The organism is Polyangiaceae bacterium (assembly GCA_020633235.1).
Lineage (GTDB): Bacteria > Myxococcota_A > Polyangia > Polyangiales > Polyangiaceae > JACKEA01.
This window is the reverse complement of record JACKEA010000007.1, coordinates 388299-400914: the sequence shown is the minus strand read 5'-3', so window position 1 is coordinate 400914 and position 12616 is coordinate 388299. Positions and strand designations below refer to the sequence as shown.

Sequence of the window (12616 nt, the reverse complement as noted above, 5' to 3'; positions counted from 1 at the left end):
CCGGGCCGGGCCGTGTTCCTGTCCGTGTCAGAGCCTGGGTCCCTGTCGGACCCGCTCGCAGGTTTTTCTCTCATCCGAGGCGCGGGTGAGCGCGCTCCCCGTGGCCGATGCATGGCCCGTAACACACTAGTAATCAATTGTGACATCAGGGAGACACGCGTCGCCTTGATTGAAGGCGGCGTAATTGCCGAGCTTCATATCGAGCGAGCGGCACAGCGTGGAACCGTAGGCAACGTCGTTCTCGGCAAGGTCACCCGCGTGCTGCCCGGCATGCAGGCGGCGTTCATCGACGTGGGCATGGATCGCGCGGCGTTCCTCCACGTGGAAGATCTGATCCGACCCGACGACTTCGAGGCGTACCTCAGCGGCGGCATCCGCGCCGACGAGGACGAGCCGTCCGGCAAAGGCGTCGGCGGCAAGCGGCGAGCCTTGGCGCGTCCGGATCTGATCGACGACGAGGATCTGGAGAGCGACGACGACGACGACGAGAGCCCGGACTCCGAACAGAGCCCCGACTCGGGCGACGACGTCGAGGACGACGACGACGCCGAAGACGACGACGCCGAAGACGACGACGTCGAGGACGACGACGAGAGCGACGACTCGGACGACGCGGAGGACTCCGACGACGCAGCGGTCTCCGACGACACCACGGACGACGCAGAGGACTCCGAGAGCGAACCGGACGAAGCCGAAGCCGACGACTCGGACGAGTCCGACGACGACGCGGAGAGCGAGCCCGACGACGCCGAAGGCGACGATTCCGAGAGCGACGAGACGCCCGCCGAAGCCACCAGCGAAAAGGCCGAAGAAACCCCGGCCGAAGCCGACACCGAGGGCGATGACGAGAGCGACGAGCCTTCGGGAGAAGAAGGCACCAGCCGCCGTGTGGCGGAGGGGGAAGGCGGCCGCGGTCGTCGTCGCCGCCGGCGCCGTCGGCGCGGTGGACGAGACAAGGACGCCAAGGACACCAAAGACAAGCCCGAGCCCAAAGCCAAGGCCAAGGCCAAGACCAAGGAAGCTCCGGCGGAACGGGGTCGAGGCCGCGGGCGCCGCGGCAACGACAAGCGCCGCGGGCGCGGCGGCGACAAACGCTCGAGCAACGGCAACGGCAAGAGCTCTCGCGTATCTCGCTCGGTACCCATCACGGAGGTCGTGAAAGAAGGCGACGCCGTGATCGTGCAGATCACCAAGGAGCCCATCGGCACCAAGGGAGCCCGGGTCTCGAGCCACGTCTCGCTGCCGGGCCGCTACGTGGTGTACCTGCCCACCGTCGAGCACGTCGGCATCTCCAAGCGTATCGGCAACTCCCGGGAGCGCTCCCGGCTGCGCTCGGCGATCGAGAGCGTGAAGCCCAAGATGGGCGGCTTGATCGTGCGCACCGTGGCGGAAGGCCTCACCAAGAAGCAGCTCAAGGCGGACGTCGGCTATCTGATCAAGCTGTGGGCGGACATCGCGCGCAAGCGGGAGGACGCCAAGACGCCGTCGGTGCTCTACTCCGAGCTCGACATCGTGCTGAAGACGGCGCGTGACCTGTTCACGGACGAGATCGAGAAGATCGTGATCGACGACCGTGACCAGTTCGCCCGGCTGGTTCGCTTCGTGGAGATGTTCCTGCCGGAGCGGGTGAAGGACATCGAGCTGTACAGCGGCAAGGAGCCGATTTTCGACGCCTACGGCATCGAAGACGAGATCGGCCGGGCGCTGAGCCGCAAGGTGCCGCTGCCCAGCGGCGGCTACTTGATCATCGATCAGGCGGAGGCGTTGGCGGCCATCGACGTGAACACCGGCCGCTTCGTGGGCAAGGGCAGCAAGGATCTGGAAGAGACCGCGCTGAAGACCAACTTGGAGGCGGTAGACGAAATCGCCTACCAGCTCAGGTTCCGAAACATCGGCGGTTTGGTGATCCTCGATCTCATCGACATGGAGATCGCCCAAAACCGCGACAAGGTGTACCGCGCCTTGGAAGCCCAGCTGGCCAAGGACAAGGCCAAGACGACCATCAATCGCATCAGCGAGCTGGGGCTCATCGAGATGACGCGCAAGCGCACTCGCGAGAGCCTGAGCCGCACGATGCACGAGCCCTGCTTCTACTGCGACGGCACCGGGCAGATCCAATCACGTCAGACCATCGCCTACGAAATCCTGCGTCAGATCCGGCGCGAGCGCGACAGCCTCGCCGGCTACAGCGTGGTGGTGAACGCCCACCCCGCGATCGTGGATCTCCTGAACACGGAAGAGAAGGCCGCCGTCGCGGAAGCCGAGCGTCGCTACATGCGTCGCATCGAGCTCATCCCGCGCACGGAGTATCACATCGAGCAGTTCGACCTGCAGGGGAAGTAGGGGATGACGAACGAGCGGCGGGAGGAACGAGTCACGATCAACAAGGAGTTCGACTCCTTCGATCAGTTCATTCAAGAGTACGTGACGAACATCTCCCGCACGGGCGCCTTCATCAAGACGGACACGCCCCTGCCCGTGGGCACGGAAGTGAATTTGCGCTTCACCGTGATCATGGACGACATCGAGACCATCGAGGGCATCGGCGAGGTCGTGCGGGTGGAGACGAATCCGCCCGGCATGGGCGTGGTGTTCAAGGAGCTCAGCGAGTACTCCGAGGCGCTGATTCAGAAGCTCCTCACCCAGCACCAGGGCAGCGGCTAACGGTCAGGGGCGGTTCCGCGGCGGAACCAACAAAAGAAGCCGCCCAGCGGGTGTTCGTCGGAAGAAAGATGACGAAACGCCCGTCAGGAATTGCACCAAGCGTTGGAAGAACGGGCCCTTTGCCCAGCCTTTTGCTGCGGTCCCGACTTTGCTTTGTGCAAAGAAGCGATGAACCCACCAAGTTGGATTCGCCTCTGTTTGCTGCTCCTTCCCGCCTGTGGACGAGTGACCGACTCTTTGCCCGCGGACTCGTGCCAGAGCTCGGTGGAATGCGCGAATCCCGATCCCGAAAACTGTGCGGTGAGCTGCGTCACTTCGGATCGACGTTGCGCGATCGAAGCGAAGGATGCGGACGGCGATGGGCACGGAACGACGGCGTGTGCGTTCGCCCCGGGGGACGACTGCAACGACAATGACGCGACCGTTCACCCCGGGGCGGAAGAGGTCTGCAACGGCATCGATGACGATTGCGACGGGGCCGACGAAATGGCGAGCCAACCGCTCGGCGGCACCACCCTGACGGTCGGCGAGGGGTTCTCGCCAAAGGCGGTCTGGGTCGAAGCGACGCAGACATACGCGGTGGCGTACACGGGATTGCTTTCGCAGATCCAGCTGACGCGCCTCGATGCAACCGGCAAGGCCTTGGGGACGAGCGACGTCAGCGACTCGCCGGGATTTCACACGCCTTACGGCATGGCATCCAGCGGCGACAAGATCGGAGTCGTGTGGACCCACTCACTACCGCCCACCGTCGAGAGCGACATCTACTTCCGTGAGCTCGCTGCGAACGGGTCCCCGAACGGTCCGGAGATCCTCGTGGCCACCCAGAGCAAGCTGAGCCCTCCAGACATCGCCGCCCTCGAGAGCGGCTGGCTCGTGGCCTGGCACGGTGACTCTCAGGTCCTCGCGAAGACGATTTTCGGAACGCCCTCGTCGCTCATCCAGATCAGCACGCAGCCGGGCGCGACCTCCTTCGCCCACCTCGCTTCCACGAAAGCCGGGGCGATCGCGGTTTGGTCCAGCAGGTCGTTCGCCACCGGACCAAACGACGTGGTGTGGGGTGCATCGATCGCGGGCAGCTCGGTGAGCTGGTCCGCTGCGCTGACGGAGCCGACACCCCCAGTCGAAACCGGAAGCTCCAGTCCCGTCATCGCGGCTGGGGACGGCGGGGAGTACGCCATCGCGTGGGATCGTTTTGCGGGTGACGACGACAGCATCGAGGTGGCGATCGTCGAGCAGTCGGCCTCCGGGGAGCTCGTCACCAAGTGTGGCCCGCAGTTCTTCGGAATGGGCAGCAAGCTCCCCTTGACCATCGTTCCCTGGAACGGCGGCTACCTGATCGGCGCGTACTCGCGCGAAGGCGGCGAAAGGCTCGAGCTCTTGCGGGTGGACGCTTCCTGCAACTTCCTCCCCGGCGTGGTGGTTCTCGACGAGCACCCTTCGTTTCTCTCGAGTCTGGACATCGTTCGGAGTCCGAGCGGCTACCTCGCCGTTTGGACCCAAAACGAGGGTGGGCAACGCGTCAAGGCCCGCACTTTCGGTCCGAATCTCTGTGACTCGGCGGAGGCGCCATGAAGCTCCTGGGTCTCGCTCTTCTCCTCACCGCCATGACGACGGCGTGCAGTTCCACCGACGACGCGCCGAGCCTGAACGACGCTGGCTCCGTCCCGGGAGCGGCGTGCCAGACCAACGCGGAATGCGACGACGGACAAGCCTGCAACGGCAGCGAAGCCTGCGTCTCGGGGTACTGCACGCTCCCCACCAATTGCCAGGAGTGCGCGGCCGACAACGGGGGATGCCCGTACACGGCGACGTGCTCCGTCGGCAACACGGGAGTCGTGTGCACGTGCAAGCCGGGATTCGAGGGGGCCGATTGCATTGCGTCCTGGGAGCATTTCGACGCGCTCACGGTGCCCTCCCTCGGGTCCGGGATCGACTACATCGGGTCCCTCGGAAACCGCATCTATTTCGCCAACGCGGGCGCTTCCGCAGTGTTCCTGTCGTACGACGTGGTCACGAAGCAGCTCACGACGGAGACCCCGAATCCGGACGCGTTCCCCGGCGTGGACAAGCCCGGCGAATCCTCCTTCCCGATCGGTCTCGACGGCGCGCTCTACTGCCTCGCGGCGGATGGTTTTCGCTACGACATCTCCACGAAGGTCTGGTCGAAGACCGCGATGGACCCGCTAGGAAACGTTCACGACAGGCCCGGAGCCGCCCTCTTGAACGGCAAGATCTACGAGGTGGGAAGCACCAACTACACCGATGTCGTCCAGGCCTACGATCCAGCCAGCGACACCTGGTCGGCGCCCGGGTCGATCGCCAGCGCGCCGTGGAACGTCGGGTTTGCCGTCGCCGCAGCCTCAGGCGGAAAGCTGTACGTCATCGGCAGTGACAAAGCCTCCACTTACGGGAAATGGGTGTTTGCGGTGTACGACACGAGCACGAACGCCTGGACCACGAAACCGGATCTCGTCGCGCCGGAGCACTTGGTCTTCGAGCCCTACGGGGCCGTGAGCGTGAACGACAAGATCTACGTGGACTTCGGATACTCCATTCTCGCGTACGACCCCGCCGCGGACGCTTGGGGCGAGCCCATTGTCGCACCGAAGACCACGGTTCAGCACAGCCACGCGATGGTCACGGCCAACGGCGATCTGTTCGTGCTGCGGGGCGAAGGGACCGGCGTGGACGTGTTTCGATACGATCTCTGAGACGACAAACGCCAGCCCGCGAAGGGCGGTGTTGGCGGAGACGGCCAACACGCTCTAATCTGAGCCGAACATGCTTCGGCTCTTTCGTTGGTCTTGGCTGGTCCCCACCGCTCTGTACATCGGCGTGGTCGCCCTGGGGCCCACGGCGTGCTCGGGAGACGAGTGCGAGCGCAACAGCGACTGCGCCTTCGCCCACTGCGTTTCTGGCAGCTGCGTCCAGGACTGCAAGTACGACATCGACTGCACCTTCGGCCTGGTGTGCAACCGCGACATCGGCCGCTGTGATCCACCCACCACCGCAGATGGCGGCGCCGGCACCGGCGGAACCGCACCGGACGGCAGCGCGGGCAGCGGCGGCACGGCCGGAACCGCGGGCACGGCCGGGAGCGCTGGCACGGCCGGAACCGCTGGCACGGCCGGAACCGCTGGCAGCGGCGGCGGCGGTGGCAGCGGCGGCGGCGGTGGCACCGGCGGCGTCACGGCGCAGAAGGTCGAGCTGGATCTGTGCGCGTCGGACGGCGAGTGCGCCACGGGTCTCCTGTGCCGCCCGTGGGGCAAGAACCTGGCAAAGCGCTGCACGCGAACCTGCACCACGGTGGGCGACACCAGCGGCTGCGCCACGGGCACGCGTTGCGAGGCCGTCGGCAGCGAGACGTATTGCATGGCGTCGGACGTAGGAAAGACGTGCTCCGTCGCCAACGACTGCCAGTTCGCCTGCGTCACCAGCACCGGCTACTGCACCAGCAAGTGCAACGTCGGCGCGGACTGTCCCAACGGCTGGGGCTGCCAACCCGTGGGCGGACAGAAAGTGTGCGTGAAGGCCGCAGCTCCCTGTGGTCCCGGGGACACCGGCGCCTGCATCGTGCCCGCAGCGTGTGATACCTCCGCCACCCTCAGCGTCGGCGGCTGCACCCTGGCCTGCAACACCGTGGCGGACTGCCCGGTCCGTGCCCAGGGTCTCGCTTCGTGGACCTGCGATGGCCTGTGCCGCCGACCGTCCAGCGGAGCGACGGCGATCTACGGACCCTTGGAGGGCGGTTTCAAGCCCGCGCAGTACGCCTGCAACCTCGCCTCGCAACCCGTCACCGTTTGTGGAGATGGGCTGCACATCGACTTCGACGGCTTCACCATTCCCGCGACGCCTTCCGTCAACTGCGCGTCTCCCGTCACCACCGATGGCTTCCCAGGTGACGCCTGTGTGGATTCCTGCCGTTTCGCCGGGGGCTGCCCTTATCCCTTCGCTTGCGTGGCCCTCGGCAACGTGGGCGGCCGCATCGGCCTGTGCCTGCCGGCCTACGGCTCCGGCGAAGTCGGGGGACCCTGCACCAAAGATCAGGACTGCTTCTTTGGTTACTGCAACCGAAACGTCGGAAAGTGCTCGCGGGACTGCAGCCGCGATGGCCTGTGCCCCAGCGGTTCCGCCTGCATGGCGGCCGGGGGGCCCAGCGTGGAAGGCCTGCCCTTCAAGCGCTGCGAGTGACTCGGCGGTTGCTAAGCCGGAGAAATGCGCTTAAATCCCCGGCCTCATGTACCTGCCCACTCGCTCCCGCCGTAAGAAGACCCGCAACCGCTGTGCGCGTTACAACGCCAAGCACGCCGCCAAGAACCGGCGTCGCCGCGCACGGCTGAAGAAGTAGGCAAAGCTCACGTGCGTCGAGAGTTACACTCGACGCATGCGGAGCTGGCACTGGGGCATCGCGCTTCTGCTGTGCGGTGCGTGTAGCAAGCCGACGACCGAGCCTGGAGCGGCACCCGCTACCAGCACCGCGCCGGCTGCCGCAGCAAGCGGCTCCATCGGGATGGCGACGATGGAGCCTGACGGCACGATCGTGCTGCAGCTTCGCGCTGAAGGTCCGGGGGGCGTCCACGGGGACGGCCTGTTGCGCTACCCCAAGGGCGATCCGAAGTACGACGAGATCTCGAAGCACGTCGGTCCCCTGAAGCCCGGAGAGCACAAGCCCGTCGCGCCGTTTCCAGAGTAGCTACTGGGTCCAGTTCACGACCGTCACGAACGCGAAGTCCCCCACCGTCACGTTCGTTGCGCTGCTCTGGGATGTAGCGGGCGCCGAGCAACTGCCCGTGCCCGCGATCTTGTAGTCGTTTCCCGACACCAGCTCGTGCGTCGACACGTTCGCCATGCAGCCCGCTTCCCAGCGCTCCTGAGCCGCGTCCGTGAGGGTGAGAGTCGCAGGAAATCCATTTCCCGTCTCACCTCGCGTCACCTCGTCCACTGCGAGATCGACCCGGCGCAGCTCGCCCTCGGTCGCGATGTAGTCCGTCTCGAAGCCCGCATCGAAGGCGAGCAGCGTGGCGCAGGCCACGGACGTCTGCGCCGTGATGTTTCCCAGGTCGCTGGTAATCGCCAGGCCGCACGTCGTGTCCGCCGGAAAGCCGCCACCCGCGTTCTCGCCGCTCGCATCCGAGCCGCAGGCCGCGAGCAGCAAGGCAAACGCCGCCATCACCCTCTTCATCTCCTCAGCATGGCGCTCGCGCAGCCCACGGCGAAAGCGACGCTTTCCGACGCCCCCGTCGTCCGCTCACGTCTACATGTCGGTCCGCCGCGGAAACACCCGAACGGACGTCACTCTTCGTCCAGTGCCCGGCGCGCCACGTCGAAGCCGAAGCCGGCGCGAGCCAGCGCCGCCAAGTCGCGATCGCGCCGCGCGGCACGCTCTTCCGCGGCACGGTGCGGCCCCAGACGGCGGCGTCGCGCGAACGCCCGCGCGGCGTCGAGCTCCGCGTCTTCGCTGTCGCGATCCGCGCGCGTCAGCGCTTCCGTCACGGCACTCGCATCCACGCCGCGGGCCGCGAGCTTGTGCGCGATCGCGCGGCCCGACGCCCCGCGGCGCCGCAAGCTCGACGCCAGGTTCTCGGCGTACCGCTCGTCGTTCAAGAGCCCTGAGCCTTTGTACCGTCCAATCAGCTCTTCGATGATGCCGAAGGCGCGTTCCGCGAGGTCCGGCTCCACCTGACGCTGCACGCGCCGCACTTGGCGCTCCAGCACTCGCCGCAGATTCTCGGCGGACGTGTCGAACTGGTCCAAGTAGCGCAGCGCCGCCCGCTCCAGCGCTTCGCGGGTGAGCTTCTTCGCCGGCGGAACACGCTCGCGCTTGGGCATGCGCCGGACCTTTCCATGCCGTATGTCGCCTGTCACGTGGGTTGGAAGCTCGACCGTATGCTGCGGTCGGAAGACGACTGGGATTGCGCTCCTCGTGAGGCGCAAATCCCACCCCGCAATGCTACCCTGTGCCGGTGCGCATCGTCGCGATGGCAGACACCCACTTGTTCCATCGCGAGCTGTCCGTGCCCGATGGAGACGTCCTGATCCACGCGGGCGACCTGTGCCGCGGTGGTCACCTGCGGGAGCTGGCCATCGCGCTGGATTGGCTTGCGGAGCTGCCCCACCGGGACAAGATCGTGGTGGCCGGCAACCACGACTGGGCCTTCGCGCGGGAGCGGACCGCGGCGCTGCGACTCATGCCACCGGGCGCCCACTACCTGGAAGACAGCGGCGTGACTCTCGGCGGCGTTCGCTTCTGGGGCAGCCCCTGGCAGCCGGAGTTTCACGACTGGGCGTTCAATCTGCCGCGCGGTGAGCCGTTGCGGGAAATGTGGGCGCTGATCCCGGATGACACGAACGTGCTTGTCACGCATGGTCCCCCGGCCGGCATCGGCGACCGCTGCTCGGTGGATCGTCGCGAGGGGTGTGCCGATCTATTGCTGCGCGTGAAGGCGGTCCGCCCCGCGCTGCATCTCTTCGGTCACATCCACGAAGACGGCGGCGCCTGGGACGTGGACGGAACCCTGTTCGCGAACGTCACGACGTGGGAATGCGAGCGCGCTCCGACGGTTGTCGACGTCGATCCGGCGACTGTCCGCGCCACCCGCGTGAACGTCCCGCCCGCCCGCTGACTCACGCCGGGGTGCCTCACGTCGGCTCCGCCACGATCGCGTCGAGCTCCACCTCCACCAGGAGCTCCGGCGCGACCAGCGCGCGCACTTCCACGAGCGTAGCTGCCGGGCGCACGTGTCCGAAGAGCTCGGAGTGTGCGCGGCCCACCTCTTGCCAGCGGCTGGCGTCGGTCACGTACATCCGCGTGCGCACCACGTGCTCCACGCCGCCCCCGAGCGCCCGCACCGCGGCGAGGGCGTTCTCGAAGGCGCGCCGCGCTTGCGCGTAGGCATCGCCCACACCGACGACATTCCCGCTCTCGTCCGTGGCGGTCGTGCCCGCCACCACGATGTGCGCGCCCACGCGCACGGCGCGGCTGTAGCCCACGATGTCTTCCCAAGGCCCTCCCGAGCCGATACGCTTCATTCCAACTGTTTGGACCGCGACCGGACCAAAGTCCACAGGTTCGCAACCACCCGGATACGCGGATGACTCGCTCGGATATCGCAGTACTCGTGAGTTTGGGGTTGGTGGCAAGCTGCGCCACGCACGAAACCACAGCCAGCACGCCCACCCCGACCGCCGCAGTGGTGGACGCTGGTGCTCCACCTCCCATCACGGCCGCGAGCGCGACCGTCGAAGCGGATGCGAGCGTCGACGCGGCGGACGCAAGCTTCGACGCGCCCGCGGAAGGCGGAGACGGAAGCGCGGAAGCGCGAGCACAAGTGGCACTTCCGAAACCCAAGGGTGCGCCGTTTCGGCCGCACGGCAGGTGCGTGAACACCGAGCTTCACGCCACTCGGTTGATGCAGCAGGCCATCCACGGCAGCAAAGCAGCGTCCTGGAAGGACTTCGTCTACGTCATGCGTAGCGACGATTTGGATGGAGACGGAAACGCGGACGAAATCCGAAACGGCGGAGCCGAGAACATAACGCACCGCTACTTCATCTACGTCATGCGCAATGGCTGCGGGTACTTCGTCGGTCAGCTGAACGTGGACGCGAGCATCGAGCCTCTGGACACCTTCAGCCACGGCCTGCGGGATCTCGGCGGGCTTGCAGCGTGCCAGCCCACTTGCTGCGAGGAGCTCATGTACACGGAGTATCACTTCGACGGTCAGCGATACCGCGTGGCCAAGAAGGAGCTGCGAAAAGTGCGGGATTGTAGCCACCTCGGCCTGCCGTGAGGAGATACCTCGCGACCCTCGCACTGCTGGCCGTCGGTTGCGGCGACGGCGAGCCCACGATTCACCACGGCCCCACGTTTGCGGTACAGCGCCCCGAGCACCCGCGCCCGGACTTTCGCCGCGACACGTTCATCAACCTGAACACGGAGTGGGACTTCGCCGAGGATCCGAACGACGAAGGTCTGCTCCAAGACTGGGCGACCCGCGCGGACGTCTTCACCGCGCGCATCCAGCTGCCCTACGCCTGGGAAGCGCCGCTGTCGGGCCTGGTGCCACCGCACGAAGGGCCCTACGCGCTGGTGGATACCTTGAAGGCCACCACCTATCGCGGTGTCGGTTGGTATCGCCTGCACTACCCGGAGGCCCTGCCCAAAGCCAAGGGCAAGCACTGGCACCTGGTGTTCGGGGCGGCGGACTTCGACTCCACCGTGTTCATCAACGGACGCGAAGCGGGTCACCACCGGGGCGGCTACGACCCATTCTCCGTGGATCTGGCGACGGATGCCGAAGCGCCCTTCGACATCGTGGTGCGTGTGGAAGATCTCACGGAGCTGAACGATCTGGCGCAGCCCGTCGGCAAGCAAGGCGGCACCTGGTACACGCGCACGAGCGGCATCTGGCAGACGGTGTATCTGGAGCAGCGTCCCGAGACCCATCTCACGTCCTTCACGATCCGCCCGCTACCCAATGAAGGCCGGGTGCTCGTCACGCCCAAGGCCACCGCCAAGGACAGCGTGCACCTGGAAGCGCGCCTGAACGGCAAGACCGTCGGCACTGTGGATGGCAACGCTGGTAGCGAGCTCTCTCTCGCGCTGTCGCAGAGCGAGCTCTGGAGCCCCGAGCACCCCACGCTCTACGACCTCGACGCCACCACCGGCAGCGGCGACCACGTGCGCAGCTACTTCGGGCTTTCGGAGGTGCACACCGACGTTCTCCCCGGCAGCGATCAGAAGGCCTTCTACGCCAACGGAAAGCCCACCTATCTCCGCTGCGTGCTCGATCAGTCGTACTACCCGGGCGGCGTGTACACCGCACCCAGCCTCGAGGCCATGCGCGCGGATCTAGAGCTGGCCAAGGATCTCGGGTTCAACTGCATCCGCTTGCACATCAAGCCGGACGAGCCGGTGAAGCTCCGCCTGATCGACGAGCTGGGCTTCTACCTGGTGTACGACATTCCCTCCCTCGACCTGCTCTCCAAGAACACGCCGGGGTTCGTGGGTCGCCAGTACTTCGAAGAAACGATGCGCGCCGTGATGGAGCGCGACAAGAACCACCCGAGCCTGGCCCTGTGGGTCACCTTCAACGAGAACTGGGGCTTGATGACCTCCGGTTCCATCTTGAACCCCACGAAGCTGGCGGACAGCCCTGACCTCCAGGGTTGGGTGAGAGAGATTGTCGGGGCAGCGCGGAACCTCGATCCCACCCATCCCGTCGAAGACAACAGCGCGGGCGGCGTCGTCGGCGCGTTCGAGCACATCGATACGGACTCGAACTCCTTCCACGTCTACGAGAACGATCCAGCGAAGCTCCGCGCGTTCCTCGACCAACAGGCCGCCGCGACGTACCCGGGCAGCTCCGAGAACTTCGTCGGTGGCGCCACGCAAGACGGCGATCCATGGTGGAACTCGGAGATCGCGAGCTTCTCCACCCTGGGCGGCTCGGAAGGTCCCGGCATCTTCTGCGACCTGTTCGGCATCCTGAACGAGCTCCACCGCCAGCCGAAGCTCGTGGGCTACGTCATCACCCAGCTCACGGACGTGGAGTACGAGCTCAACGGCTTCGTGAGCTACGACCGCACCCCCAAGCCGGATCTGTGCGAGCGAAACGGCGTGGGCCTCGCGGATCTGTTCGGCAGCGAGTTCGTCGCCTTCGACTGGCTGCCGACCCAGACCGTGAGCGCCGGACAACCTGTGGACGTTCCGCTGCGGCTGAGCCAGTGGTCGTCGAGCGCGAGCGAGAAGCGCACGCTACGGCTGGCGTGGGTCAACGGCGAGAGCCGCGAGCAGTCCCTCGACCTGCCGCCCTACGCGCCGCTCGCCGCGTCCGTGAGCATCCCGGTGCCCAGCGCGGCCGGCAGCGCCACGCTGGTGGCGGAGCTCTTGGACGAGAGCGGCGAGCGCAGGGCAGGGAACCGACTGACTCTTGCCGTGAAGTGATCC

At 66.4% G+C, this 12616-nt stretch carries 12 protein-coding genes; 9 read left to right on the top strand and 3 right to left on the bottom strand.

Annotated elements, in window-relative coordinates; all coding sequences use genetic code 11:
• The first annotated feature begins 111 nt into the window (after positions 1-111).
• From H6717_35070 to H6717_35045, 6 genes are all read left to right on the top strand, one after another.
• Positions 112-2343 (top strand): Rne/Rng family ribonuclease, encoded by a 2232-nt coding sequence (locus H6717_35070; protein ID MCB9582310.1) that lies wholly within the window; start codon positions 112-114, stop codon positions 2341-2343.
• 3 nt (positions 2344-2346) lie between these two features.
• Entirely contained in the window at positions 2347-2664 is a 318-nt protein-coding gene (locus tag H6717_35065) for a PilZ domain-containing protein (GenBank protein MCB9582309.1), read from the top strand.
• A gap of 168 nt (positions 2665-2832) precedes the next feature.
• The gene (locus H6717_35060; GenBank protein MCB9582308.1) at positions 2833-4239 is read left to right on the top strand and encodes a putative metal-binding motif-containing protein; all 1407 of its coding nucleotides are present in this window, start codon (positions 2833-2835) and stop codon (positions 4237-4239) included.
• Positions 4236-5378: a hypothetical protein gene (locus H6717_35055; protein ID MCB9582307.1), complete on the top strand. Its 1143-nt coding sequence runs from the start codon at positions 4236-4238 to the stop codon at positions 5376-5378. Before H6717_35060 ends, H6717_35055 begins: the two co-directional genes overlap by 4 nt.
• 70 nt (positions 5379-5448) lie before the next feature.
• Positions 5449-6858 (top strand): hypothetical protein, encoded by a 1410-nt coding sequence (locus tag H6717_35050; GenBank protein MCB9582306.1) that lies wholly within the window; start codon positions 5449-5451, stop codon positions 6856-6858.
• Between the two features lie 193 nt (positions 6859-7051).
• Positions 7052-7360, top strand: a complete 309-nt coding sequence (locus tag H6717_35045) for a hypothetical protein (protein MCB9582305.1) — start codon at positions 7052-7054, stop codon at positions 7358-7360.
• Here the strand turns inward: H6717_35045 and H6717_35040 are convergent, their stop codons facing one another.
• A complete protein-coding gene (locus H6717_35040; GenBank protein MCB9582304.1) occupies positions 7361-7849 on the bottom strand; it encodes a hypothetical protein in 489 nt (162 codons plus the stop codon). It lies immediately after the preceding gene.
• A gap of 110 nt (positions 7850-7959) precedes the next feature.
• Positions 7960-8496, bottom strand: coding sequence for a RecX family transcriptional regulator (locus H6717_35035; protein ID MCB9582303.1), 537 nt, complete (start codon positions 8494-8496; stop codon positions 7960-7962).
• A gap of 149 nt (positions 8497-8645) precedes the next feature.
• Here H6717_35035 and H6717_35030 point away from each other — a divergent pair, with 149 nt between their 5' ends.
• Entirely contained in the window at positions 8646-9290 is a 645-nt protein-coding gene (locus H6717_35030; GenBank protein ID MCB9582302.1) for a metallophosphatase domain-containing protein, read from the top strand.
• 16 nt (positions 9291-9306) lie between these two features.
• Here H6717_35030 and H6717_35025 read toward each other — a convergent pair whose 3' ends face one another.
• A complete protein-coding gene (locus H6717_35025; GenBank protein MCB9582301.1) occupies positions 9307-9696 on the bottom strand; it encodes a RidA family protein in 390 nt (129 codons plus the stop codon).
• 89 nt (positions 9697-9785) lie between these two features.
• Here H6717_35025 and H6717_35020 point away from each other — a divergent pair, with 89 nt between their 5' ends.
• Together H6717_35020 and H6717_35015 are read left to right on the top strand one after the other, a co-directional pair.
• Positions 9786-10457, top strand: coding sequence for a hypothetical protein (locus tag H6717_35020; GenBank protein ID MCB9582300.1), 672 nt, complete (start codon positions 9786-9788; stop codon positions 10455-10457).
• Positions 10454-12613, top strand: a complete 2160-nt coding sequence (locus H6717_35015) for a hypothetical protein (protein ID MCB9582299.1) — start codon at positions 10454-10456, stop codon at positions 12611-12613. The genes H6717_35020 and H6717_35015 overlap by 4 nt, the downstream gene beginning before the upstream one ends.
• The last annotated feature ends 3 nt before the right edge of the window (positions 12614-12616 follow it).